This is a genomic window from Streptomyces profundus, assembly GCF_020740535.1.
Classification (GTDB): domain Bacteria; phylum Actinomycetota; class Actinomycetes; order Streptomycetales; family Streptomycetaceae; genus Streptomyces; species Streptomyces profundus.
The window spans coordinates 2,653,392-2,678,070 of record NZ_CP082362.1 but is presented as its reverse complement, the minus strand read 5'-3'; the positions used below and the strand labels follow the sequence as shown (position 1 = coordinate 2,678,070).

General features: G+C 70.9%; 21 protein-coding genes. 11 read left to right on the top strand and 10 right to left on the bottom strand.

All coding sequences use genetic code 11. From position 1 onward, the window contains the following. From nuoL to nuoN, 3 genes are read left to right on the top strand one after another with little or no spacing between them, the layout of a single operon-like run. Window positions 1–1,896, top strand: coding sequence for an NADH-quinone oxidoreductase subunit L (nuoL, locus tag K4G22_RS11665; RefSeq protein ID WP_228079904.1), 1,896 nt, complete (start codon window positions 1–3; stop codon window positions 1,894–1,896). A gap of 1 nt (window position 1,897) precedes the next feature. Further along, complete coding sequence (locus tag K4G22_RS11660) at window positions 1,898–3,520, top strand: NADH-quinone oxidoreductase subunit M (RefSeq protein WP_228079902.1); 1,623 nt, start codon at window positions 1,898–1,900, stop codon at window positions 3,518–3,520. Further along, window positions 3,517–5,118 (top strand): NADH-quinone oxidoreductase subunit NuoN, encoded by a 1,602-nt coding sequence (nuoN, locus tag K4G22_RS11655; protein ID WP_228079900.1) that lies wholly within the window; start codon window positions 3,517–3,519, stop codon window positions 5,116–5,118. The genes K4G22_RS11660 and nuoN overlap by 4 nt, the downstream gene beginning before the upstream one ends. A gap of 147 nt (window positions 5,119–5,265) precedes the next feature. Here nuoN and K4G22_RS11650 read toward each other — a convergent pair whose 3' ends face one another. Further along, window positions 5,266–5,847 (bottom strand): hypothetical protein, encoded by a 582-nt coding sequence (locus K4G22_RS11650; protein WP_228079898.1) that lies wholly within the window; start codon window positions 5,845–5,847, stop codon window positions 5,266–5,268. 220 nt (window positions 5,848–6,067) lie between these two features. Continuing rightward, window positions 6,068–7,282, bottom strand: a complete 1,215-nt coding sequence (fahA, locus tag K4G22_RS11645) for a fumarylacetoacetase (RefSeq protein WP_228079896.1) — start codon at window positions 7,280–7,282, stop codon at window positions 6,068–6,070. Window positions 7,283–7,396: 114 nt separating this feature from the next. On the opposite strand from fahA, the gene K4G22_RS11640 reads away from it, so the two are divergent. Beyond that, on the top strand, window positions 7,397–8,407 hold the full coding sequence (locus K4G22_RS11640; RefSeq protein WP_228079895.1) for a polyprenyl synthetase family protein: 1,011 nt from the start codon (window positions 7,397–7,399) through the stop codon (window positions 8,405–8,407). Window positions 8,408–8,604: 197 nt separating this feature from the next. Next, a complete protein-coding gene (locus K4G22_RS11635) occupies window positions 8,605–9,627 on the top strand; it encodes a LolA family protein (RefSeq protein ID WP_228079893.1) in 1,023 nt (340 codons plus the stop codon). A 78-nt stretch (window positions 9,628–9,705) separates the two neighbouring features. On the opposite strand, the gene K4G22_RS11630 is transcribed toward K4G22_RS11635, so the two are convergent. The 3 genes from K4G22_RS11630 to K4G22_RS11620 all read right to left on the bottom strand — a co-directional run bounded on the left by K4G22_RS11630 (window position 9,706) and on the right by K4G22_RS11620 (window position 14,707). Next, window positions 9,706–11,748 carry a serine/threonine-protein kinase gene (locus K4G22_RS11630; RefSeq protein ID WP_228079891.1) on the bottom strand — a complete coding sequence of 681 codons (2,043 nt, stop codon included), beginning with the start codon at window positions 11,746–11,748 and terminating at the stop codon, window positions 9,706–9,708. A gap of 208 nt (window positions 11,749–11,956) precedes the next feature. Next, a complete protein-coding gene (locus K4G22_RS11625; RefSeq protein WP_228079889.1) occupies window positions 11,957–14,155 on the bottom strand; it encodes an outer membrane protein assembly factor BamB family protein in 2,199 nt (732 codons plus the stop codon). A gap of 99 nt (window positions 14,156–14,254) precedes the next feature. Next, window positions 14,255–14,707 (bottom strand): VOC family protein, encoded by a 453-nt coding sequence (locus K4G22_RS11620; RefSeq protein WP_228079887.1) that lies wholly within the window; start codon window positions 14,705–14,707, stop codon window positions 14,255–14,257. Window positions 14,708–14,728: 21 nt separating this feature from the next. Here K4G22_RS11620 and K4G22_RS11615 point away from each other — a divergent pair, with 21 nt between their 5' ends. The 6 genes from K4G22_RS11615 (at window position 14,729) to K4G22_RS11590 (ending at window position 18,724) form a co-directional block, all read left to right on the top strand. Beyond that, entirely contained in the window at window positions 14,729–15,337 is a 609-nt protein-coding gene (locus tag K4G22_RS11615; RefSeq protein WP_228079885.1) for a CGNR zinc finger domain-containing protein, read from the top strand. A gap of 120 nt (window positions 15,338–15,457) precedes the next feature. Beyond that, the gene (locus tag K4G22_RS11610) at window positions 15,458–15,664 is read left to right on the top strand and encodes a hypothetical protein (RefSeq protein WP_228079883.1); all 207 of its coding nucleotides are present in this window, start codon (window positions 15,458–15,460) and stop codon (window positions 15,662–15,664) included. Next, window positions 15,648–16,172: a DUF6879 family protein gene (locus tag K4G22_RS11605; protein ID WP_228079881.1), complete on the top strand. Its 525-nt coding sequence runs from the start codon at window positions 15,648–15,650 to the stop codon at window positions 16,170–16,172. The genes K4G22_RS11610 and K4G22_RS11605 overlap by 17 nt, the downstream gene beginning before the upstream one ends. After that, complete coding sequence (locus K4G22_RS11600; RefSeq protein ID WP_228079879.1) at window positions 16,162–17,001, top strand: helix-turn-helix domain-containing protein; 840 nt, start codon at window positions 16,162–16,164, stop codon at window positions 16,999–17,001. The genes K4G22_RS11605 and K4G22_RS11600 overlap by 11 nt, the downstream gene beginning before the upstream one ends. Window positions 17,002–17,075: 74 nt before the next feature. Further along, window positions 17,076–17,612, top strand: a complete 537-nt coding sequence (locus K4G22_RS11595) for a class IV adenylate cyclase (RefSeq protein WP_228079877.1) — start codon at window positions 17,076–17,078, stop codon at window positions 17,610–17,612. Between the two features lie 20 nt (window positions 17,613–17,632). Next, entirely contained in the window at window positions 17,633–18,724 is a 1,092-nt protein-coding gene (locus K4G22_RS11590) for a radical SAM protein (protein ID WP_228079875.1), read from the top strand. A 16-nt stretch (window positions 18,725–18,740) separates the two neighbouring features. Here K4G22_RS11590 and K4G22_RS11585 read toward each other — a convergent pair whose 3' ends face one another. The 5 genes from K4G22_RS11585 to K4G22_RS11565 all read right to left on the bottom strand — a co-directional run bounded on the left by K4G22_RS11585 (window position 18,741) and on the right by K4G22_RS11565 (window position 24,636). Next, window positions 18,741–19,631, bottom strand: coding sequence for a phosphotransferase family protein (locus K4G22_RS11585; protein ID WP_322785087.1), 891 nt, complete (start codon window positions 19,629–19,631; stop codon window positions 18,741–18,743). A 28-nt stretch (window positions 19,632–19,659) separates the two neighbouring features. Next, window positions 19,660–20,616 carry an EamA family transporter RarD gene (rarD, locus tag K4G22_RS11580; protein WP_228079873.1) on the bottom strand — a complete coding sequence of 319 codons (957 nt, stop codon included), beginning with the start codon at window positions 20,614–20,616 and terminating at the stop codon, window positions 19,660–19,662. 168 nt (window positions 20,617–20,784) lie between these two features. After that, a complete protein-coding gene (locus K4G22_RS11575; RefSeq protein WP_228079871.1) occupies window positions 20,785–21,873 on the bottom strand; it encodes a 2-oxoacid:ferredoxin oxidoreductase subunit beta in 1,089 nt (362 codons plus the stop codon). Continuing rightward, window positions 21,863–23,758 carry a 2-oxoacid:acceptor oxidoreductase subunit alpha gene (locus tag K4G22_RS11570; RefSeq protein WP_228079869.1) on the bottom strand — a complete coding sequence of 632 codons (1,896 nt, stop codon included), beginning with the start codon at window positions 23,756–23,758 and terminating at the stop codon, window positions 21,863–21,865. The genes K4G22_RS11575 and K4G22_RS11570 overlap by 11 nt, the downstream gene beginning before the upstream one ends. Window positions 23,759–23,976: 218 nt before the next feature. Continuing rightward, window positions 23,977–24,636 (bottom strand): LuxR C-terminal-related transcriptional regulator, encoded by a 660-nt coding sequence (locus K4G22_RS11565; RefSeq protein ID WP_228079867.1) that lies wholly within the window; start codon window positions 24,634–24,636, stop codon window positions 23,977–23,979. Between the last annotated feature and the right edge of the window lie 43 nt (window positions 24,637–24,679).

Genomic DNA, 24,679 nt, shown 5'->3' with positions numbered 1-24,679 from the left:
GTGGAGTCATTGATCGGACTGCTCGTCGGCGCGCCGCTGCTCGGCGCCGCGCTGCTGTTGGTGGGCGGGCGCCGCCTGGACCGGACGGGCCACTGGCTGGCGACCGGCCTGTCGGCCGTCTCCTTCGTCCTCGCCGCCGTCCTCTTCTTCGACCTGCTCGGTCGGGACGGCGACGACCGGGCCCTGCACCAGCACCTGTTCAGTTGGGTGCCGGTGGCCGACTTCCAGGCGGATGTGGCGTTCCAGCTCGACCAGCTGTCGATGACGTTCGTCCTGCTGATCACGAGCGTGGGCACGCTGATCCACCTCTACTCGATCGGCTATATGGAGCACGACGAGCGGCGGCGGCGGTTCTTCGCCTATCTGAACCTCTTCCTGGCGGCGATGCTGCTGCTGGTGCTCGCCGACAACTACCTGCTGCTCTACGTCGGTTGGGAGGGCGTCGGGCTCGCCTCGTTCCTGCTGATCAGCTTCTGGCAGCACAAGCCGAGCGCGGCGACCGCGGGCAAGAAGGCGTTCGTGGTCAACCGGGTCGGCGATGTGGGGCTCTCCATCGCCATCCTGCTGATGTTCACCACCTTCGGCAGCTTCGCCTTCGAGCCGGTGCTCGCCGGCGCCAACGAGACCTCGGAGGGCACGCTCACCGCCATCGGCCTGATGCTGTTGCTGGCCGCCTGCGGCAAGTCGGCGCAGGTGCCGCTCCAGTCCTGGCTGGGCGACGCGATGGAGGGCCCGACCCCGGTCTCGGCCCTGATCCACGCCGCCACCATGGTCACCGCCGGCGTCTATCTGATCACCCGCTCCGGGGCGATCTTCAACGCGGCGCCCGACGCGCAGACCGTGGTGATCGTGGTCGGCGCGGTGACGCTGCTCTTCGGGGCGATCGTCGGTTGCGCCAAGGACGACATCAAGAAGGCGCTGGCCGGTTCGACCATGTCGCAGATCGGCTACATGATGCTGGCCGCCGGGCTCGGGCCCGTGGGCTATGTCTTCGCCATCATGCACCTGGTCACCCACGGCTTCTTCAAGGCCGGCCTGTTCCTCGGCGCCGGATCCGTGATGCACGGCATGAACGACGAGGTCGACATGCGGCGTTACGGCGGCCTCCGGAAGTACATGCCGATCACGTTTGTCACGTTCGGCCTCGCCTATCTGGCGATCATCGGCTTCCCCTATCTCTCCGGATACTTCTCCAAGGACGAGATCATCTACGCCGGGTTCAGCCAGGGCGGCACCGAGGGCTGGATCCTCGGCGGCGTCATGCTGCTGGGCGCCGCGCTCACCGCGTACTACATGACGCGGATCATGCTGCTGACGTTCTTCGGCGAGAAGCGGTGGCAGCCGGACGCGCAGGGCCACGAGCCGCACCCGCACGAGTCCCCGCTCTCCATGACCATCCCGATGATGGTGCTGGCGGTCGGCTCGGTCGGCGCCGGCTTCTTCTTCAACCTGGACGAGCGGTTCGTGCACTGGCTTGAGCCGGTCACCGGCCTCGACCACGGGGACTCCCCGGTCAGCCATGGCACGGTCGCGCTGGCCGCCACCGGCGTGATGCTGCTCGGCGTCGCCGCCGCCTGGTGGCAGTACGGCCGCCGGCCCGTGCCCGTGGTGGCGCCGCGCGGACGCTGGATCACCAGGGCGGCCCGACGCGACCTGCTCCAGGACGACTTCAACCACGCCGCGTTCGTGGCGCCGGGCAACTACCTGACCCGTGGCCTGGTCTATCTGGACCACAAGCTGGTGGACGGCGTGGTCAACGGCACGGCCGCCTCGTTCGGCGGTCTCTCCGGCCGGCTGCGCCGGGTCCAGAACGGATTCGCCCGCAGCTACGCGGTCTCGATGTTCGGCGGTGCGGCTGTGCTGATCGCCGCGACCCTGCTGATGAGGGCGGTCTGATATGTCATTTCCCCTGCTGACGGCCACGGCGCTGACGCCCGCCATCGGGGCCGTCGTCACCGCGACGGTGCCGGCCGCCCGGCGGACCCTGGCCAAGTGGCTGGCGCTGTTCTTCTCGCTGGCCACGGTCGGCTTCGCCGCCGCCGTGCTGCTGCGCTTCGACACGGGCTCGGGAGCCGACCGCTTCCAGCTGACCGAGTCCAGGTCCTGGATCGAGGACTTCGGGGTCCGCTACGAACTGGGCGTGGACGGCATCGGCGTGGCGATGATCGCGCTGACCGCCCTGCTGATCCCGTTCCTGATCGGCGCGGGCTGGCGGGACGCGGATCCGGAGGAGAACGAGGGCGCGGAGCGCGCGGAGAACCGCCGTTGGCGGCCCACCCAGGCCTTCTTCGCCCTGATCCTGCTGGTCGAGGCGATGGTCATCATGTCCTTCGCCGCCACCGACATCTTCCTCTTCTACATCTTCTTCGAAGCCATGCTGATCCCGATGTACTTCCTCATCGGGGGCTTCGGGGACCGCGCCGGCGAACAGGGCGAGGAGGGGCAGGCGCGGCAACGCTCCTACGCCGCCGTCAAGTTCCTGCTGTACAACCTGGCCGGTGGTCTGGTGATGCTGGCGGCCGTCATCGGCCTCTACGTCGCCACGGCCGACCAGCTGCCCGAGGGCACGTTCTCCCTCCAGCAGATCCTCCAGGCGCGGGCCGCCGGCGAGTTGGACTTCGGTACCGGCACCGAGCGGTGGCTCTTCCTCGGCTTCTTCGTGGCCTTCGCCATCAAGGCGCCGCTCTGGCCGCTGCACACCTGGCTGCCCAACGCGATGGGCGAGTCGACGGCGCCGGTCGCGGTGCTGATCACGGCCGTGGTCGACAAGGTCGGCACCTTCGCGATGCTCCGCTTCTGCCTCGGCCTCTTCCCCGAGGCCAGCTCCTGGGCCACGCCGGTGGTGCTCGGCCTGGCGCTGGTCAGCATCATCTACGGCGCGCTGCTGGCGCTGGGCCAGCGGGACATCAAGCGGCTGATCGCCTACGCGTCGATCAGCCACTTCGGCTTCATCGTGCTGGGCATCTTCGCGATGACCAGCCAGGGCCAGAGCGGCGCGACGCTCTACATGGTCAACCACGGGGTCGCCACGGCGGTGCTGCTGCTGGTGGCCGGCTTCCTGATCGCCCGCAGGGGTTCGCGTCTGATCCAGGACTACGGCGGGGTGCAGAAGCCGGCGCCCAAGCTCGCCGGCGCCTTCCTGATCGGCGGTCTCGCCACTCTCTCGCTGCCGGGGCTCGGCCCGTTCGTCTCCGAGTTCCTGGTCCTGGTCGGCACGTTCAGCCGCTACCGGGTGGCCGGGATCATCGCCTGTGTCGGCATCGTGCTGGCGGCGCTCTATGTGCTGGTGCTCTACCAGCGCACCATGACGGGCCCCGTCAAGCCCGGCATCGAGAAGCTGCCGGACCTGAGGGTGCGGGAGATCGCCGTGGTGGCGCCGCTGGTCGCGCTGCTGATCTTCCTCGGAGTCTTCCCCAAGCCGATCACCGACATCGTCAACCCGGCCGTGGAGCACACGCTCTCCGACGTCGGCAAGACGGACCCGGAACCTGAACTGCCCGCAGTGGAGGCCGCACCGTGAATGAATTGCAGGCCCCGGACATCGAATGGGTCGCGCTCTCGCCGAGCCTGATCGTGTTCGGCGCCGCCATCGTAGGCGTGCTGATCGAGGCGTTCCTGCCGCGCCGGCAGCGGTACTACGCCGAAGTGGCGGTGTCCGCACTGGCGTTGGCCGGCGCGTTCGCCGCCGTGATCGGTCTCGCCGCCAGCGGGCATGCCACGGACGAGTCGCAGATCGCCGGCATGGGCGCGCTGGCCGTCGACGGGCCCGCGCTGTTCCTCCAGGGCGTGATCGCGCTGGTCGGTCTGGTGTCGGTGGCGCTCTTCGCCGAACGGCGCCTTGAGCCGGCGGTGCACGGCGCCCGCGTCGACTCGTTCGCCGCCGCGCCGGCCGCCGTGCCGGGCGGGCCCGCCGAGCAGGAGGCCGTCAAGGCCGGGCGCACCACCACGGAGATCTTCCCGCTGCTGCTCTTCGCGGTCGGCGGGATGCTGCTCTTTGTCGCGGCGAACGACCTGCTGGTGCTGTTCATCGCCCTTGAGGTGCTGTCCCTCCCGCTGTATCTGCTCTGCGCGCTGGCCCGCAGGCGGCGGCTGCTCTCCCAGGAGGCGGCCGTCAAGTACTTCCTGCTGGGCGCGTTCGCCTCCGCGTTCCTGCTCTTCGGCGTGGCCCTGCTCTACGGCTACGCGGGCACCGTCTCCTACGCCGGCATCGCCGACGTGGTGGCCGGCGAGCCGGGCGCGATCGACCCCGGCCTCGCCGGGACGATGGGCAACGACGCGCTGCTGCTGATCGGCGGCGCCCTGCTGGTGATGGGCCTGCTCTTCAAGGTGGGCGCCGTCCCGTTCCACATGTGGACCCCCGACGTCTACCAGGGCGCGCCGACCCCGGTCACCGGCTTCATGGCCGCCGCGACGAAGGTCGCCGCGTTCGGCGCCCTGCTGCGGCTGCTCTATGTGGTGCTGCCGGGGCTGAGTTGGGACTGGGAACCGGTGCTGTGGGGCGTCACCATCGCCTCCATGGTCGGCGGCGCGGTCATCGCCATCACCCAGACCGACGTCAAGCGGCTGCTGGCCTACTCCTCCATCGCGCACGCCGGTTTCATCCTGGCCGGCGTGGTGTCGCTGTCGGAGGACGGCGTCAGCTCGGTGCTGTTCTACCTGGGCGCCTACTCCCTGGTGACGCTGGGCGCCTTCGCCGTGGTGACGCTGGTGCGGGACTCCGGGGGCGAGGCGACGCACCTGTCCAAGTGGGCCGGGCTCGGGCGGCGTTCGCCGCTGCTGGCCTCGGTCTTCGCGCTGTTCCTGCTGGCCTTCGCCGGCATCCCGCTGACGTCGGGCTTCGCCGGCAAGTTCGCCGTCTTCCGGGCCGCGGCCGATTCGGGGGCGATGGGCCTGGTGGTGGTCGGCGTGCTGGCCTCGGCGATCGCCGCGTTCTTCTATGTCCGGGTGATCGTGCTGATGTTCTTCAGCGAGCCCAAGCCGGACGGTCCCTCCGTGGTGATCCCGTCCCCGCTCACCAGCTCGGTGATCGGTCTTGCCGCCGTGGCGACGGTGGTGCTGGGCGTGGCGCCGCAGTACTTCCTCGATCTGGCCGGCCAGGCCGGGGTCTTCGTCCGCTGACCACCCCCGGGCGGCGTCTGAACACGACGGCGGCCCGGCACCCTCATCCGATGTCGCGGAGAGGGCGCCGGGCCGCCGTGCCGGTTCAGCCGTGCCAGCGGGCCACGGTGCCTCCCCGGGCCCTGGGGCCCGGACCGTGGCCGCCGGTCAGAGGCCCAGCTCCTCCAGCTCCCGCTGGAGCTCCTCCAGCTCGGCGAGGTCCTCGTCCAGGCCGCCCAGGTCGCCCAGGTCGGGCATGTCCTCAAGACCGGCCATGTCGCCCAGCGACTGGTAGGTCTCGGTGGTGCCGGAGGCCCAGGTGACGTTGAGGTCCGAGCCGTTGAGCGCCAGGGTGGCCTCGCTGAAGTCGGTGGAGCCGTTGTCGCACTCAAGCGAGATGGTGTCGTCGGCGACCGTGCCGAAGCAGGAGGCCCCGGACATGTCGCTGAGGGTGTTCTCCACGAAGGTGACGGTGCCGGAGGTGAACGTCAGCACCGCGTCCGCTTCCTCAAGGCCGGTGGCCCAGAAGCCCTCCAGCTCCTCGGCGGTCGGCGCCGCACCGCCCGCGTCACCGCCCGCGGCCTCCTCGCCGCCCGTCTCGTCGCCGCCGGTGTCGCCACCGTCCTGCTCCTGGCCCCCCTGGCCCAGGCTGCCGCCGCCCTCACCGTCCTCGTCGTCACCGCCACAGGCGCTCAGCAGCAGCATGGCCGCGGCCACGGCCGGCACGGCGAGACGTATCGAGCTACGCATCTGATTCCCCTCAAAGTTGAGCATGTCGAGGGAAGATTAGCCTGTGCGGGGCGGGGTAGATGGCACTGTTACGGTCCTATTTCATCTGCGCCCCCGGGTTGAGACCTTGGGCACAACTTCCCCACTTCGCGACCGTTTTCGACGCCGGTGGCCACGCCCGCCCGTTCCGGGGCGCGCGGCGGGGTCGCGGGTCCAGGGGTCGCGGGTCAGGGGCCGTGGGTCAGAGAGGCGGGCCCACCGTGCCGCTGACCTCGCCCAGGCCGATCCGCCCGCCGCCGGTGCCCGGCGCCCAGGCGGTGATGGTGACGTGGTCCCCGTCCGCCAGGAACGCCCGTTCCCCGTCCGCGAGGCGGAGCGGACGCTCACCGTTCCAGGAGAGCTCAAGGAGCGAGCCGCGCTGCCCCTCGGCCGGCCCCGAGACCGTGCCCGAGGCGAAGAGGTCGCCGGTGCGCAGGGTGGCCCCGTTCACCGTCATATGGGCCAGCTGCTGCGCCGCCGTCCAGTACATGGAGGCGAACGGGGGCTCGGCCACGGCCTCGCCGTTGAGCAGCACGGTCAGCCGCAGATCGAGCCCGCCTGGCGGCTCGGCCGCGTCGTCCAGATAGGGGAGGAGCGGCCGGTCACGCTCGGGGGGCGCGACCCAGGCCGCGTCCAGCGCGTCGAGCGGGGTGATCCAGGCGGACACTGAGGTGGCGAACGACTTGCCCAGGAATGGGCCGAGCGGCACGTACTCCCACGCCTGGATGTCCCTGGCCGACCAGTCGTTGACCAGACACACGCCGAACACGTGCTCGCGCAGCGCGGACAGCGGCACCGGGCGCCCGGGCTCGGACGGGGTGCCCACCACGAAGCCGACCTCGGCCTCGATGTCCAGCCGCGTCGAAGGCCCGAACTCGGGCAGCGCGGCGCTGTCCGACGAGGAGGCCGGCCGCCGCTGCCCCAGCGGGCGCCGCACCGTGCCGCCGCTCACCCGGACCGTGCCGGCCCGGCCGTGGTAACCGATCGGCAGATGCTTCCAGTTGGGCGTCAGCGGCGGCTGGCCGGGCCGGAAGATCCGGCCGACGTTGCTCGCGTGGTGCTCGCTGGCGTAGAAGTCGACATAGTCGGCGACGGTGAACGGGAGCCGGAGCGCGACCGCGTCCAGCGGGTGCAGCAGCGGCTCCACCGTGGCGTGGTGCGCCGGATCGCCGAGCCATGCCCGCAGCTCGGCCCTGACGGCCTGCCAGACGGGGCGGCCGGCGGCCAGCAGGGCGTCCAGGGAGGGCGCGGAGAGCGGCGCGGCATGGGGGGAGCCAAGGGCGCGCGCGACGGCGCCCACGTCCAGCACACGCTCCCCCCACCGCACGCCCACCCGAGGCGCGTCCGGTGCGTCGGCGGGGGTGAAGACCCCATAGGGAAGGTTGTCGATTCCGAACAACGCTGCGGCGGTCGGCATGGAGACATGCTATCGAGCGCACCCACGCGCACCAGCGGTACGTCCCCGAAGTGATCGACATGCGACCGGATACGCTGCCAGGGACAACGCATCGGAGATCAGGGGAGAGCGCTCGTGACCGTCGTTGGTCCCTTCGGGGTGAGCGTGCGGGACCCGGCCCTGGACGCCGAGGTCCAGGCGGGGCTTTCCGCCGTCGAAGCGGGGCTGGTCGAGGCGACCAAGAGTGATGTCGACTTTATAACCGAGACGGCGCAGCACCTCGTCCGAGCCGGGGGTAAACGGTTCCGCCCGCTGGTGCTGCTGCTGGCCGCCCAGTTCGGCGACGCCCACGGGCCCCGGGTCGTGCCGGCCGGTGTGGTGGTCGAGTTGACTCATCTGGCGACGCTCTACCACGACGACATCATGGACGAGGCCCAGGTCAGGCGCGGGGTGCCCAGCGCCAACGCCCGCTGGGACAACTCCGTGGCCGTGCTCACCGGCGACTTCCTCTTCGCGCGGGCCTCGACGATAGTGGCCGAGCTGGGCACCGACGCGGTACGGGTCCAGTCCGAGGCGTTCGGGCGCCTGGTCACCGGGCAGATCCAGGAGACCGCCGGGCCGCGCCCCGGCGAGGACCCGGTCGTCCACCACCTCGACGTGGTCGCGGGCAAGACGGGTTCGCTGATCGCTGTGGCCGGCCGGATGGGCGCGATGATGGCGGGCGCCCCCGCGGAGGCCGTCGAGGTGCTGGGCCGCTACGGCGAGCTGATCGGCATCGCGTTCCAGCTGGCCGATGACGTGCTGGACATCGCCAGTGACCGTGCGGAGTCGGGCAAGACGCCCGGCACCGACCTGCGGGAGGGCGTCGCCACGCTGCCCGTGCTGCGGCTGCGCGAGCTGGCCGCCCGCAGCGGCGCGGCCGAGGACGTCGGCCTGGTCGAGCTGCTGGCCGGCGATCTCTCGGACGACGCGCGGCTGGCCGACGCGCTGACGGGGCTGCGCGCGCACCCCGCGCTCGAACTGGCCCGCCAGGACGCGCTGGCGTTCGCCGAGCGCGCCAGGGAGAGCCTCGCGCCGCTGCCGGACGGCGCCGCCAAGGAGGCGCTGGGCGAGCTCTGCGACGCGGTGGCGGATCGTACCAGCTGATGAGCGGAGCGTAGTTACAGGTGCTCAACGCCGGCCGCCCCCGAGCCCGAGGGCGGCCGTCCCCTACGGGTTCCCCAGGTCGAAAGGTCACAACCGTCGTCCTTTGGTAGTACCGAAGAGCCGTCCACGGGCGGATGCCTTCGAGCCGCCGTGCTGGTGCAATGGATACAGCCACAAGGCAAGCGGAGGGGCATCTGATGGCTTTGCACAGGAACATCCGGCGCGCGGGACTTCCCATCGCCGTGACAGCTGGTGTCGCGGCGATCGGTGTCGGCGTGTGGCCGGCCCTGGCCAGCGACGGCAGCCCGGAGCTGCCGGAGATGACGGCCGAGGAGTTGGTGGTGCTCGTCGCCGAGTCGGAGACGGCACAGCTGTCCGGCACGGTGCGCGTGGAGACAGACTTCGGCCTGCCCAGCCTGCCGGACTTCGGCGGGGTCACCGAAGGGGCGATAGGCGAGTTCGTCGGCGTGGACGGCCCGTTGGCCTCCCTGCTGTCGGGGGACAGCACGCTCAGGGTGGCCGTGGACGGCCCCGAGCGGCAGCGGTTGGCGCTGGTCGACGGCTCGGACGAGTTCGCCGTGATCCGCAACGGCGACGAGCTGTGGGCGTACGACAGCGCGAGCGACGTGGTCTACCAGGCGGATCTCTCCGAGACCGCCGCCCGTGCCGAGGCCCATGCCGAGGAGCGCGGCGAGCCGGCGCCCGAGGAGGAGTGGGCGGAGCTGACCCCGCAGGAGGTGGCGGAGCGGCTCCTCACCGATGTGGAGGGCACGGCCGACATCACGGTCTCCGGCACGGCCAGGGTCGCCGACCGCGATGTGTACCAGCTGACGGTCAGTCCCTCGGCCGCCGACGCCCCGGTGTCCTCGGCCCGGATCTCCGTCGACGCGGAGACGGGGGTGCCGCTGGCCGTGCGCGGCGAGGCGCCGGGCGGTCAGGTGCTCAACGTGGCGTTCACCAACGTCGACTTCGCGGCCCCGGCGGGCGGGGCGTTCCAGTTCACGCCGCCGGCGGACGCCGAGGTCGTCGAGCTGAACCCGGAGGAGCCCTTCGGCGGGCTGCTGGACGAGCTGCTGCCCGATGGCCTGCCCGGCGGGCTGGCGTTGGACCCCTCGGCCGACATCCCCGAGGAGGCCGTCGCCGAGCTGCCCGACGAGCTCGCCCAGCGCCTGCCCGAGCTGCTGGAGCAGTGGGAGGAGCTCGCGGCTCAGCACGGCTGACACCGGCGCTGGCCCCCGCGACCGGGGTGGGGTCGCGGGGGCCCGAGTGGATTCCGGGGTGCCCGGTCGGGGTGCCCGTCAGCCGATGTTGAGGCTCGCCTCGTCGACGGCCAGGTCGGGCACGTCCCAGGAGTCCAGGATCTCGGCGTAGGTGCCGTCGTCCATCATCTCCTGGAGGGCGCCCCGGATCGCGTCGCGCAGCTCACCGGCCCCGGCCGGCACGGCGATGCCGCGCGGGGTGACGCCGAGGTGGTCCGTGGTGGCCCACAGGCCGCTGTCCGGGTTCTCGTCGACATAGGTCCTGGCCCCCGAGTAGGTGACCAGCATGCCGTCGACCTGGCCGTCCCCGACCATGGAGACCATCTCCTCGATGGTGTTGGCGGCCGTCACCTCCACCGGCTCCGCGCAGCTCCCGCTCGCCTGCTCGACGATGCTCCGCAGCCGATCGGACTCCCAGGTGACGACCGACCCTCCGCAGAGGTCCGCCAACGAACGGTTCCCCGACTGGACGGGGACGAGGAGCGTCATCCCCTCCTGGATGTGGTTGACGAAGTTGACACCCTGCTCCTGGCGGACGGTCGGCACGTCCTCCAGGCCGCCCATGGCGACCTGTGAGGTGAAGCCGGCCCTGGCCGCGACCGTCAGGGACTCCAGGATGGCCCTGGCGTCCACGGAGGGCGCGAAGTCGACCCGCAGGCCCAGGCGTTCGCCGATCGCCAGCGCCAGATCGTGCTCCACGCCCGCGACGTCGTTCCCCGATTCGAGGTACATCAGCGGAGCGGCGTAGGTCCCGGCGCGGACGGTGATCTTCCCTTCCTGCCTGAGGTCCTCGGGCAGCTGGTCGAAGAACGGCGCGCCCGGGTCGCCCGGGTAGCCGGGGTCGTCGATCGGCGCGCCGCCGGACTCCTCGCCCGGCTCCTCGTCCGGCCCCGTCGGGTCACCCGTGGGGTCGCCGCCAGCGGTCGGCGACTCGTCCCGGTCCGAGAACTGGTCGACCGCCAGGAGCACGCCGCCGACCAGCGCCAGAACCACGGTGGCCGCGAGCAGCGGGGTGCGCCAGCGGCGCCTTGGCGGCGGCGGTGGGGGCGGCACGGTCGGCGCGGAGCCGGTCGGCGGGCCAAAGCCGGTCAGCGGCCCGGTGACGGTGGTCTGGCCGGGCGGCGGCGTCCCCTGGGGCCAGCCGGAGGAGGGCGGCGGCGGGGTGTCGGGGGCGTCCTTCGGCCCGTCGAGGGCGAGCAGGTTGGCCGCGTCCCTGCCGAGTTGCGCGGTGAGCCCGGGCGGCAGCCAGACGCCGCTGTTGTCGGTGTGGTGGGCGGCGAGCCGGAGGATCTGCGGCAACGTGGGCCGCTCGTTCGGGTCCTTGAGCAGGCACCGCTCGGCCACCTGGCGGAGGTAGCCGGTCAACGGGCCCTCCGGCGCGCCGAGTTCGGGCTCCTCGTGCAGGACGCGGTAGAGCACGGTGTGCAGCGACGGCTGGTCGGGGGCGAACGGCGAAACCCCGCTGGCCGCGTAGGCCACCACGGCGCCCAACGCGAAGACGTCCGCCGCCGAGTTGATGTGCTCGCCCCGGATCTGCTCGGGCGCCATGTAGCCGGGCGAGCCGACCATGGAACCGGTGCGCGTCACCTGGCTGGCGTCCACGGCGCGGGCGATCCCGAAGTCGATCACCTTGGGCCCGTCCAGGGTGACCAGCACGTTGGACGGCTTGAGATCGCGGTGCACCAGGCCGTTGTCGTGGATATCGGTGAGCGCCTGGGTGAGCCCGTGCGTCAGCGCCCAGACCGACTCCTCGGGCAGCGGGCCGTACTTCTCCACCACCTGCGTGAGCGAGGGGCCGGGAACGTAGCCCGTGGCGACCCAGGGGACGGTCGACTCGGTGTCGCTGTCCAACACCGGCGCGGTCCACTCGCCGCTGACCCGCTGCGCCGCGGCCACCTCGCTCCGGAACCGCCGCCTGAACTCGGGGTCGGAGGCCAACTCCGCGTGGACCAGCTTGATCGCCGCGGTCCGCCCCGTGGGGGAGCGGCCGAGATAGACCTCCCCCATGCCGCCGGCTCCCAGCCGACCCAGCAGCCGGTAGGGGCCGACGCTCGTGGGCTGACCCGGGCTGAGGGGCTGCACGCCATCGCCTCCCTTGTCTGTCGAGCGAACCATCTCCCGTGTCGACGGGGAGAGTTGGGGAGGAATCCTGCCACGCCGCACACCGGCCTCGCCCTCGCGGGCGCCGTTCGCGCGCTCGGAGCCGCCGACGCGGCCCCGACACCCCCCGGGACCAGGACGCCGCCGGGGCCGCGCGTGGTTGCACACCCCGCCGGCGGCGCGGGTGTGTTCAGCGGATCAGTTGGAGGGTGGGCTCGTCGCCGACGGACTCGCCCTGCCCCGCGAGCAGCCAGCCGCTCTCGCCGGGCAGCTGCCGCAGCAGCATCGCGCCGCCCCCGTTCAACGTCGGCTCGATCCGGGTCTCCCCGCGTTCCTCCCCGGTCGCCGCGTCGAAGACGCGCAGCGACGACCGGACGCCGCGGGACAGCTCGTTCAACACCACCACCTCGCCGTCCAGGGCCGTGATCCCGTTGACATCGCCGGAGAAGGCCCCCGTTCGCCACAGCTGTCGGCCGTCCGTCAGCGAGTAGGCCGCCAGCCGGGACCTGCTGTGCCAGATCTCCCCGCCCCGGTTGGACGGGACGCGGTAGACGTCGGACGGATCGCCGTGCCGCAGCACCAGCGTGTCGTCCACGATCGCCGCGCCCCGCAGCGGCACCGCGTCGAAGGCGCCGCCGGCCAGCCCGTGGCGCAACGTCAGCGCGTCGTGCTGCGCCGCCAGCGGCACGGCCCGGGCGGCGCCTTCGGGGAAGGCGTAGACGCGGCCTGCCGCGGCCACCAGCAGGGGGTCCACGGAGGCCACGTCCAGGCCGGTCGGGTCGGGGCCGTAGGGCATGACGTGCTCGGTCAGCGGCTCCCCTGTCGCCGCGTCGCGGCCGGTGAGCAGGATCTGCCGGGGCCCGTCCGCCTCGGTGCAGAACTCGACCGTGAACAGCGCCTCATCGGCGCCCGCCACCGCGACCGGGGCGCATCCGTCCGCCGCCGCCAGCCGCCACAGCTCCTCGCCGCCGGCGGCCGTCACCGCCCGGAAGCCGTGCTCCGCCTCCAGCAGCACGGCGGCCTCCCCGGCCAGCGCCAGCTGGCCGGTGACGCGGGGCTGGCGCTGTTCGGACGGCGGGCCGTCGTCCGCAGGGAACGTGGGGCCGCCGGCGAACTCGCCTTCCCAGAGCGGCGTGCCCTCGTCCGGGTCGACGGCCAGCGCCGTGCGGCAGCTGTCGCCGTCCGCTTCGCGCAGCGCCAACAACAGCGCGCCGCGAGCGGGGTGTTCGGCGGCGGCGCAGAACCGGCGGTCCGCCGGGGGCGACCAACTCCAGCGCTCGGCGCCCGAGTCGACGTCATAGGCGGTGAGCCGGTCCGAGGTGAGCCGGATCAGCTGGTCCTCGACGAGCCAGGCGCCCGCGGTGTGATCGCCGCCGGTGGGCGTGGAGCCCGTCTCCACGGCCCACACCCGCCGGGCCGGATCGGTCAGCTCCAGCATCCCGGCGACCAGCCAGGAGAGCGGCCCGAGCACCGCCCAGCAGGCCACCAGGACCCACGCGCGGCGCACGGAGATCCGCGAGCGCCGCACGACCACCAGCGCGAGGAGGGTGAGGCCGCCGAGGCCGAGCGCCGCCGGCACCAGCCAGGCCGGCACGGCGTCCGCCCCGGACGCGACTCCGGGGGCGGCTCCGGACGCGACTTCGGGGGCGACGATGAGACGGATCAACGCCGGGAGCAGGAGCGCCGAGCCGATGACCACGGCGAGGGCGAGGGTGAGCCGGGTATCGCGGCGGGTCCGCCGGACGGGCGGCGGGCCGCCCCAGGGGTGGGCGACGGGCCTGGTCGCCGGCGCCTCGGGGGGCGCGGCGGGCCAGGCCCGGCTCGCCGTCGCCGGCTCCTCCTCCTGCCCGGACTCGGGTTCGGGCTCGGGTTCGGGCCCGGGCTTGGGTTCGGGTGCCGGCTCGGGCTCGGGCTCGGGCGCCGCCGCTGGCCGTGGCGTGCGGCGCGACGGGACGGTCGCGCCCGTCAGGTGCAGGAAGGTCAGCAGCAGCCCCCAGAGGCAGACCAGCACCAGCGCGACCACGGCCGGCGTCGCGTCGCCGACCTCCGTCATCCTTGGGTGCAGCCAGTCGTTCGCCAACTGGAGGGCGCCGGCGCCCAGTACGCCGGCCGAGCCCCCGGTGAGCCAGCCGTGGCGGACGGGCGCGCGGGCGCCCCGGCGCGGCAGGCCGACCTCGCCTTCGGCCAGGGCGTAGGCGATCGCGGCGAGGATCAGCACCAGCAGCGCGCCGGCGCCCCAGTCGGTCCAACTGTCGGGCGGGCTCTCGTGGAGCGACTCCTCCAGCATGTTCAGTGCGATCGCGAACAGCACCAGTCCCCAGAGGAACCCGGTGCTGAACGAGATCATGAACCGCGCCAGGGGATAGCGCGCCCCACCTTCGCCCCCCACCGTCGCCTCCCCGAGTGGTCGCGGTCGCAAGGGCCCCGGGCGGGGGCCCTTCGCCCAGCATCTCAGATGGCTGGAAACCGCCGGTGTGGCCGGGGGACGTCAGGAGGCGCAGAACTCGTTGCCCTCCGGGTCGAGCATGATCCACCAGTGGCCCGCGGGATCCTGGTCCTCCTCCCGCACCCGGCTGGCGCCCAGGCCCTCCAACCGTGCGACCAGCGGCTCCAGTTGGCCCCGCTCGCCGTGGATGTCGATATGCAGCCGGTTCTTGACCGTCTTGGGCTCCGGCACCTCCTGGAAGAGCAGCCGCCGGCCGAGGCCGATATCGCTCGCCTCGTCGAACGGGTCGTCCGGGTGCCGCACGGCGGCGAAGCCACGGAACTCCAGCCGGCCCCGATGCTCGACGACGGCCTCCTCCGCCAACTGGCCGCCCGCGCGGAGCCGTTCCACCAGGGGGCCGTTGTCCTCCCGCCGGTACTCAAGGGCGGCGGCCCAGAAGTCCGCCTGTCGGTGCGCGTTCGCGCAGTCGATCACAAGTTTCCAACCAAGGGTCATGTAACTAGTTATAGTGGTTACATGGAGCCAACGCCAAGCAACGTGACCGGACTGCGGCTGCGTTCCCACCGTGGCGCCTGGTACCGCTTCGATCCGGGGGCGCTCTGTCTTGAGCTGCTGCCCACCGGCGGGCCGGGCGAGTTCGCGCGCTGGGAGACGCTGCACACCCCGCAGGCGCTCGACGACTGGGCACGCGCCTGCCGGCTGCGCCCCGCGCCCCAACTGACGGCGCGCACGCCCGAGGTGGCGGCGGCCCGCGGGCTGCGCGACGCGCTCTGGGGCCTGGCGCTCGCCAGGGTGGCGTCCCAGCCGCTGCCCGCCGCCGAGCTGGCCGTGGTGAACGCGGCGGCGGCCAAGGCCCCGTTGACCCCCGCCCTCACCCCGGACGGCACCCGCGCCTGGGCCGGCCAGCCCACCGTGGAACAGCTGCTGTCCACCGTCGCCAGGGACGCCGTCGAGCTGTTCACCGGCCCCTTCGCCGACCGGATACGGATGTGTGCGGCCGACGACTGCCAGCTGGTCTACGCCGACACCTCCCGCCCGGGCCGCCGCCGCTGGTGCGCCATGGAACACTGCGGCACCCTCAACAAGACCCGCACCCACCGCACCCGCCGCACCACCCCGGGGTAAAGGGCCGACTCCGGTTACCCGACAACGCGAATACCGGCAATGCCACATGGACGGTCGAGGCCGAGGCCCGTACCTTCGGATCTATCGGCCCAACAGGGCTGTATGTAAGGGGGTTGCAGCGTGGCACGCGGAGAACTCACCCGCCTCACCGGAAGCGGCAACGGGGAGTGCGGGAAGAACGACTGTCCGAATGTCTACCGCACCGCCGGAGGCTCTTTCATTGTCCAGGGCGATGTGTCCGAGGTGTTCATGCCACCGGAGGGAGAAGGGCTCGTGGAGATTCCGGAGAGAGTACTGAGGGAGGCCGTACGTGCTCTTGGCTGGTGAGGAGTGGGCGGCGCGGTTTCAGAACTTCCGGCGGGAGGCATGGCGGCTCGAAACCCTGCCGCAGTACCTCATGCCGCAGGAGGCGGAGGAGTTCGCGGCGTTCAGGGCCGGAACGCGCATCGACCCGCACGCCGTCTCCAACGAGTACACGGACCGGCTGCGTCGGCAGGTCACCGAGGGACGTTCGCAGGGGCGTGTCCATATCGTGGCTCAACCGCTCTCCGACTATCTGCGGTTCGAGTTCTCCCAGTACTACGCACCGCACGCGCTGGCCGGCGAGGAGATCCGCATTCTTGATGTGACCGACCGGGAGAACCCGCTGGCCGGTGTTCAGGATTTCTGGATCTTCGACCATGCCGAGGTGGTGCTGATGAACTACCATCCGGACGGTCGGCAGATCAATCGCGAGGTCCATGACGGGGATGTGGCCGCCTTCATCGAGTACCAGCGAGTGGCGGTCGCCGCGTCGGTGCCCTTCGAGGAGTATGTGAAGGGTCTTGACGTTTGAACCCGAGAAGCTGGGTCGGAGTAGATCGGACCTGGCTGAGGAACTGAGACATCAGCGGCGGCGAGCCGGGAGAACACAGACCTGGCTAGCTCGCCGCTGCAACATGTCCCAGACAAAGATCAGCAATATCGAAAGCGGTAAGCTCACGCCTGCGCTGGTCGATGTCGAACTGATCCTGGACGCCCTCAGGGTGGATCAGCCCATGGTGGCCGAGATCCTGTCGTTGGCGAGAACCGCCAACACCGAATGGCAGGATGACTGGTCCTCCCGCCGCAGGGGTTTGGACAAGAAGCAGAACGAGCTGGCGCGGCTGGAAGCGCTCTCGCGGGATTTCCGATTCTTTCTGCTCTCGATGATCACGGGGCTGCTCTCCACCCCCGAGTACGCGCGAGCCAGCATCGCTGACGCGCCAGGAGATCAGTCGAAGGTCGTCGCCAAGAAGATGGAACGGCAGCGGGTGCTCCACGAGCCCGGCAAGTCGTTCACGTTCGTTCTCACCGAGCAGGCGGTCAGATGGCCGCTGCTTCCCCCGATGGCGATGGCCGCGCAACTGGGGCGGCTGGTGTCGGTCTCCCGTATTCCTCAGGTGCGGTTGGGGGTCATCCCCCTGGGGGGCTATATCCCGGAGAGGCCGCTGAACACGTTCACGGTCTACGACCGGAAACTGGCCACCGTGGAAACGGGCACCGGTGTGCTGATACTGCGTGACCATCGGGATGTGACGGCGTATCTGCATGACTTCGAGCATTACGAGCGGTATGCCGTCTTCGGGGATGGCTGCCGGCAGTTGCTGGACGAGTGGTCCGAGGTTTTTACCCGACAACGCTAATACGCCTGGAGCGCTTCGGCGTGTGCCTCTAGCCTGGGAGGAGCGGAAAACCCTTTTCCACGGAGGAAGTTCATATGGGTACGGAGATCGAATTCGAGGCGAAGGTGCTCGATATCGACCCCGAGAAGATGCGGGCCCTGCTGCTCGAAGTGGGCGCCGAACACCATGGAGACCGGCTCCAGCGTCGCTATGTCTACGACATCCCCGGCAGGTCGGGAACGTGGGTGCGGCTGAGGGACAACGGCACCGTCGCGACCCTCTGCGTCAAGGAGATCCTGACGGACGCCGTTGACGGTGTGCGGGAGACGGAGACCCCGGTCGGCGACTTCGACGCCACCCACACCATTCTCGGCAAGCTCGGTTACCAGCCGGAGGCATATCAGGAGAACCGCCGTTCGTCCTGGTCACTGCTCGGCGCGGCCGTCGAGTTGGACCACTGGCCGCTGATCCCCCCTTATCTGGAGATCGAGGGAAGCAGCGCCGAACACGTCCACCAGGCGGCCCATGCCCTTGGGTTCTCTGCGGGCGACCTCACCAGTGAGAACACGACGCTGGTCTATCGCCGGTATGGCATCGACATCGCGTCGATGCCCCGGCTCACCTTCGAGTGAGCGGGCCGACGCACATGACCATGGAAAAGCGTGATCTCCCGGTCCGCGTCGTGCGGGACAGAACGGTCAGGATCAAGGTCATTGACGACTGCGGGTTGGCATGCACGTTCTGTCATAACGAGGGCACCCCTGTCACCGCCGACAACAGGGGCCGGACCCCGCTGCCGGTCGTTTCGGGCCCCGGCAGGACCGGACGGGTGTCGGTCTACGCCGAAACCAACGGCGTGTCGTTCCTCTCCGCGAAGATGCGTCCCGACATGGCCTTCCGGCGCGCGGTCAGGACGGTGGCGCGAGCGTTCGACGCCGACGAAGTGCATCTCACCGGTGGGGAGCCAACCCTCCACGCAGAGATTTCCGCGTTGGTCTCCACGCTGGGCGGCATGGGCCTGGTGGTGGGTATGACCACCAACGGTGAGCGCGGCTCACAGGTCATGAGGGCGTGCTCGGCCGCCGGGCTCGACCGGGTGAATGTCTCGGTGTTCGGCACCACGGCCGAGGAGCTTCTCACGGTGCAGGCCGAGCGCTTCGGGTCCGCCCGCCTGGCCGAGACGAAGATCAGAGCCGCGCGGCAGACCATCCGCGACGCGGTGTCCCATGGTGTGAGGGCCTCGGTGAACATCGTGGTGCCCGGCACCGACCATGTGGAGCGCACCGTGCGCCTGATCGAATCCCATGGGCAGTACGCGGACGTGAGAATGCTCTCCAGCATTCAGAACCAGGCGGAGTCGAGCGCGGCGATCGCCGAGGTGCTCAGCCGAGTTGGCGCGGAGCCGGTGCTCCGGACGTTCACCGCCGGCACCTCGGACCAGAGGACCCTCTACCGGGCCCTCGGCGGCCGGGCGGTCCATGTCAAGCGGCTGCTGCCCGTGCGACTGCCGGACACCTGCGAGGGGTGCCGCTTCAACAACGACACGGACTGCCAGGAGGGTTACTACGGCATCCGTCTCTATCTCTCGGAGGAGGGCACCTACATGCTGGGTGTCTGTATCCAACGAATGGATCTCTGCGTACCCGTCGCGGACCTGGCGGAAAGCGGCTTGGCGGCGGAGGTCCAGGCGTTCAGGGAGGCCGAGGTCCGACGCCTGCGGCGCGAACACGACACGGCCGCCTGAGCGCTGGGTGGGCAGGTCAGGTGGTGGTGTCGAGGAGTGCGGTGAGGTAGGTCTCCAGGCGGGTGGTCAGCAGGGGTGGGGTGAGGTCGGGGCGACCGCAGGCGCGCCAGGGGGTGGCGACCTTCTCCGCGTCGGGGGCGAAGGCGAGCGCGTCCAGGAGGCGCCAGTAGCGTCGTGCCTCGGCGGTCGGGGAGAGCCGGCCGCCCGCCGTCAGGTAGTGGTCGGGGAAGGAGAGGCCGACGTCGGGGCCGTGCAGCAGGGCCAACGCGGTGGCGCAGTGCGCCACATCGAGATCCGCCGGGCCGAACGACGTCTCCACCCAGTCGACCACGCCCGTGATCCGGCCCGCGTCGTCGAAGAGCACATTGCCCGGGTGGAAGTCCCGGTGCAGGAAGCGGCCTTCGAACGGTGGCGGCGGCCGGTCGATGGCCGCGATCGCCGCCCGCCACAGCGCGGGCCGCGCCGTGCCCGCCGGCACCCGCACCCGCTCGGGGCTGGTCCACGCCTGGTAGGGGCGTGGCCGCCCAGGACCGTCGGCGGGCAGCCGGTGCACCGAACGCAGCAGCTCGGCGAGCGCCACCACCCGCCCCGACACGTCGGCGTCGGCCAGCCGGATACGGCCGGGCAGCAGCGACATCAGCAACGAGGGCGCCGCGCAGTGCGCGCCGTCCGGATCGACGGCCAGCGGCTGCGGCGCCGGGATCGACGTGTCCATGAGCTGGCCCAACACCTGGTGCTCGCGCCCCAGGAGACCCGGCGCGTGCCGGCGGAAGAACGGCGTGACAAAGGAGCGCAGCACCACCTCCCGGCCGCTGCCACCGGGCCCGGTCACCGTCAGCCGGCGCATCTGGGACGTCCAACCGCCGTGCAGCGCCACCACCTCGGTGACCCGCTCGCCGGGCGCCAACCGCCTCTCGACCCACGCTCGGGTGGTTTCAGCCAGCAGGGCTGGTCGCCTCCTTCGGAACCGTCGCGGTGACGGGGTTGTGGGCCACCGTACGCCGACGGGTGCGCGCCCGGCGCAGCGCGTCCCAGGTCAGCACCGTCAACGCGAGCCACACCAGGCCGAAGCCGATCCACCGCTCGGGCGGCATCTCCTCGCCGAAGACCAGCAGTCCCAGCAGGAACATGGTGCTCGGCGCGATGTACTGCATCAGGCCGACGGTGGACAGCGGCAGCCGCACCGTCGCCGCGCCGAAGAAGATCAACGGGAGGGCGGTGGCCAGGCCGCTGCCCACCAGCAGCAGCGCGTAGCCCGGCCCCTCGACCGTGAACGAGCCCTCGCCGCGCCCGGCGAGCACCACCAGGAAGCCGAGCGCCGGCACGAACTGGATCGCGCTGTCCGCGCTGAACCCCTCAAGCCCGTCCAGGCCGGTCCGCTTCTTGACCAGCCCGTAGGTGGCGAAGGACACCGAGAGCGAGAGCGAGAGCCAGGGCACCTGACCGTAGGCCACGCTCATCACCACGACGGCCAGGGCACCGATGCCCACCGCCGCCCACTGCGCCGTCCGCAGCCGCTCGCGCAGCAGCAGCACGCCCATGGCGATGGTGAAGAGCGGGTTGATGAAGTAGCCGAGGGACGCCTCCAGCACCCGGTCCTCGGCGACGCACCAGATGAACAGGCCCCAGTTGAACGTGATCAGCGAGGCGGAGAGCAGCAGCAGCGCCAGCCGCTTGGGGTCGCGCAGCAGCGGACCTATCCAGGACCAGCTGCGGACCAGCAGCAACAGCAGCAGCGCCGTCGGCAGCGACCACACCATGCGGTGGGCGAGCACCTCGAAGGCGCCGCTGTCCTCCAACAGGCGCCAGTAGAGGGGCAGTAGCCCCCACAGACCGAAGGCCGCGAATCCCAGCGCCAACCCCGATCGGTTCGCCGCGCCCGTTCCCGCCACCGTCCACCTCCCGCACTTTCGAACCGCTGCCGCTCTCGAACAGCCCCCCGAAGGTAACGCCGGCGGTCGGGCCTGTCATTCCGGATAACCGGCCGACGCGGGTGATCCCCCGCCCAAGGACCGGACGGGGGATCACAGAGGATCAACGGGCGCCGACGGGCCGAGACGTCAGCCGGCGACCGTCCAGGTGTCGTTGCCGGCGAGCAGCGCGCCGAGGTCGCCCTTGCCCTGCCGCTCGACCGCGAGATCCAGCTGGTCGGCCATCTGGTCCTCGTACGCCGGACGCGGCACGCTGCGGAACACCCCGATCGGGGTGCGGTGCAGCGTCTGCGGGTCGGCGAGGCGGGTGAGCGCGAACGCCGTGGTGGGCGACGCCGCGTGCGCGTTGTGGACGACGATGCCGTCGGTGCCCTCGGTCGCCACGTCGATCACCCGCAGATCGCCGCTCTCCGGATCGCGGACCACGCCCTTCTCGCCGAGACCGTCCTCGGCCGGCAGGCCGAACCGGATCGGCTCGCCGTGTTCGAGGCGGATGACCGCCTCCTGCGCCTGCTTCTTGTCCTTCAGCACCTCGAAGGCGCCGTCGTTGAAGATGTTGCAGTTCTGGTAGATCTCCACCAGCGCCGAACCGTGGTGCTCGGCCGCCGCGCGCAGCACGCCGGTGAGGTGCTTGCGGTCCGAGTCGACCGTGCGGGCCACGAAAGACGCCTCCGCGCCCAGCGCCAGCGACAGCGGGTTGAACGGGGTCTCAAGCGAGCCCATCGGCGTCGACTTGGTGATCTTGCCGGCCTCCGAGGTCGGCGAGTACTGGCCCTTGGTGAGCCCGTAGATCCGGTTGTTGAAGAGCAGGATCTTGAGGTTCACGTTGCGCCGCAGCGCGTGGATCAGATGGTTGCCGCCGATGGAGAGCGCGTCGCCGTCGCCGGTGACCACCCAGACCGACAGATCCCGTCGGGACGCCGAGAGCCCGGTCGCGATCGCCGGGGCGCGCCCGTGGATCGAGTGCATCCCGTAGGTGTTCATGTAGTACGGGAAACGGGAGGAGCAGCCGATGCCGGAGACGAAGACGATGTTCTCCTTGGCGAGGCCCAGCTCCGGGAGGAAGCCCTGGACCGCCGCGAGCACGGCGTAGTCACCGCAGCCGGGGCACCAGCGGACCTCCTGGTCCGACTTGAAGTCCTTGGCGCTCTGCGGCTTGTCGGCGGTGGGGATGAGCGCCAGCGAGGTGCGGTGCTGGATAGGTGCCTCAGTGGACATCGTCCAGAGCCTCCTTGAAAGCGGACGCGAGCTGCTCGGCCTTGAACGGCAGCCCGGTGACCTGCGTCAACGACTGGATATCAACCAGGTACTTGGCGCGCAGCAGGGCGGACAGCTGGCCGAGGTTCATCTCCGGCAGGACCACCCGGTCGTAGGAGCGCAGCACCTCGCCGAGGTTGGCCGGCAGCGGGTTGAGGTTGCGCACATGGGTCTGGGCGATCTTCCCGCCGGCCTTGCGGACCCGCCGCACCCCGGCCGTGATCGGCCCGTAGGTGGAGCCCCAGCCGAGGACCAGCACCCTGGCCTCGCCGCTCGGATCGTCCACGACGACATCCGGCACCTCGACGCCGTCCACCTTGGCCTGGCGGGTGTGCACCATGTGCTCGTGGTTGGCCGGGTCGTAGGAGATGTTGCCCGTGCCGTCCTGCTTCTCGATGCCGCCGATGCGGTGCTCAAGACCCGGTGTCCCGGGCACCGCCCACGGGCGGGCCAGCGTGGTCTCGTCCCGCTTGTAGGGCCAGAACGTCTCGCTGCCGTCCGGCAGGGTGTGGTTGGGCCCGGTGGCGAACTGGACGCGCAGGTCCGGCAGTTCGGACGGATCGGGCACCCGCCACGGCTCCGAGCCGTTGGCCAGATAGCCGTCCGACAGCAGGAAGACGGGCGTCCGGTAGGCGAGCGCGATCCTGGCCGCCTCGATGGCCGCGTCGAAGCACTCCCCGGGCGTCGAGGGGGCCACGATCGGCACCGGCGCCTCGCCGTTGCGCCCGTACATCGCCTGGAGCAGGTCGGCCTGCTCGGTCTTGGTCGGCAGCCCGGTGGACGGGCCGCCGCGCTGGATGGCGATGATCAGCAGCGGCAGTTCGAGCGAGACGGCGAGACCGATCGTCTCGGACTTCAGCGCGACGCCGGGGCCCGAGGTGGTGGTCACGCCGAGCGAGCCGCCGAAGGACGCGCCGAGCGCGGCGCCGATCGCCGCGATCTCGTCCTCGGCCTGGAAGCTGCGCACCCCGAAGTTCTTGTGCTTGGACAGCTCGTGCAGCACGTCGGAGGCCGGAGTGATCGGGTAGGAGCCGAGGAAGAGCGGCAGATCGGCCTGCTGGCCGGCGGCGACCAGGCCGTAGGCGAGCGCCAGATTGCCCGAGATGTTGCGGTACGTCCCGGCGGGGAACGCCGAGACGGCCGGCGCGACCTCGTAGGAGACCGCGAAGTCCTCCGTGGTCTCGCCGAAGTTCCAACCGGCGCGGAACGCCGTGATGTTGGCCTCGGCGATGTCCGGACGCTTGGCGAACTTCGACCGCAGGAACGCCTCGGTGTTCTCCGTCGGGCGGTGGTACATCCAGGACAGCAGGCCCAGGGCGAACATGTTCTTGGAGCGCCCGGCCTCCTTGCGGGTCAGCTCGTACGCCTTGAGCGCCTCCACGGTGAGCGTGGTCAACGGCACCCGGTGCACGCGGTACGCGTCCAGCGACTCGTCGTCCAGCGGATTCGTCGCGTAGCCGACCTTGGTCAGCGCCCGCGAGGTGAACTCGTCGGTGTTGACGATGATCTCCGCGCCGCGCGGCAGATCGGGCACGTTCGCCTTGAGCGCGGCGGGGTTCATCGCCACCAGCACGTCGGGCGCGTCGCCCGGGGTGAGGATGTCGTGGTCGGCGAAGTGCACCTGGAACGAGGAGACACCCGGCAGGGTGCCGGCGGGGGCCCGGATCTCCGCGGGGAAGTTCGGCAGCGTGGAGAGATCGTTCCCCAACGAGGCCGTCTCCGACGTGAAACGGTCGCCTGTCAACTGCATTCCGTCGCCGGAGTCCCCCGCGAACCGGATGATCACCCGGTCCAGACGTCGCACGTCCTTGTCGTCCCGGCTCGCCTGGTTGACCTCGATGGTCACTGCTGTAGCCCTCCTTACGAGGCGGCTCTTGTCGGCCATGGTACGGCGGGTAAGGCTTGCCTTCCCGAGGGCGTCTCACAGCGCGGACGTGCTCTTACCCCGTGTGTTCGGACGAGCGGTGACCCCCACCACCCGGTAAACCCCCCGCTGTGGCGTGAAACGCCTCAACTACCGGCCGAATGCCGGTCGTTCACCTCACACTCCAGCGTGGCAGAGGGCTAGGAATTGAGATACGTGAGAACCGCCAGAACCCGCCGGTGATCTGTGTCACTCTGCGCCAAACCGAGCTTCATGAAGATGTTGCTCACATGCTTCTCCACCGCCCCATGGCTCACCACCAGCTGCTGCGCGACCGCCGAGTTGGTCCGGCCCTCCGCCATCAGCCCCAGCACCTCGCGCTCCCTGGGCGTCAGCCCGCCCAGCACGTCCTGCTTGCGGCTCCGGCCCAGCAGCTGGGCGACCACCTCGGGATCCAACGCGGTCCCGCCCTCCGCCACCCTGGCCACCGCGGCGACGAACTCGCTGACGTCCGCCACCCGGTCCTTCAACAGATAGCCCACACCCCGGCTGGAGCCGGCGATCAGCTCCGTGGCGTACTGCTCCTCCACATACTGCGAGAGCACCAGCACCCCGAGCTCGGGGAAGCGCTGCCGCAGCCGCACCGCCGCCCGCACCCCCTCGTCGGTGTGCGTCGGCGGCATCCGCACGTCCGCCACCACCACATCGGGCACCTGCCCGGCCGCGGCCAGCTCGTCGATCGCGGCGATCAACGCCTCCGCGTCCCCGACCCCGGCCACCACCTCGTGCCCCCGGTCGTTCAACAGGCGGGTCAACCCGTCCCGCAGCAGCACCGAGTCCTCGGCGATGACTACCCGCACCCGTCCACTCCCCGTTTCTCACCGCAGCTCAAGAGTCCGTCCC

Bases quoted from the DNA above. Each gene is read 5' to 3' on its own strand.
- K4G22_RS11660 (WP_228079902.1), top strand. From the start codon at position 1,898: ATGTCATTTCCCCTGCTGACGGCCACGGCGCTGACGCCCGCCATCGGG.
- K4G22_RS11650 (WP_228079898.1), bottom strand. From the start codon at position 5,847: ATGCGTAGCTCGATACGTCTCGCCGTGCCGGCCGTGGCCGCGGCCATG.
- fahA (WP_228079896.1), bottom strand. From the start codon at position 7,282: ATGCCGACCGCCGCAGCGTTGTTCGGAATCGACAACCTTCCCTATGGG.
- K4G22_RS11635 (WP_228079893.1), top strand. From the start codon at position 8,605: ATGGCTTTGCACAGGAACATCCGGCGCGCGGGACTTCCCATCGCCGTG.
- K4G22_RS11620 (WP_228079887.1), bottom strand. From the start codon at position 14,707: ATGACCCTTGGTTGGAAACTTGTGATCGACTGCGCGAACGCGCACCGA.
- K4G22_RS11615 (WP_228079885.1), top strand. From the start codon at position 14,729: ATGGAGCCAACGCCAAGCAACGTGACCGGACTGCGGCTGCGTTCCCAC.
- K4G22_RS11595 (WP_228079877.1), top strand. From the start codon at position 17,076: ATGGGTACGGAGATCGAATTCGAGGCGAAGGTGCTCGATATCGACCCC.
- K4G22_RS11590 (WP_228079875.1), top strand. From the start codon at position 17,633: ATGGAAAAGCGTGATCTCCCGGTCCGCGTCGTGCGGGACAGAACGGTC.
- K4G22_RS11575 (WP_228079871.1), bottom strand. From the start codon at position 21,873: ATGTCCACTGAGGCACCTATCCAGCACCGCACCTCGCTGGCGCTCATC.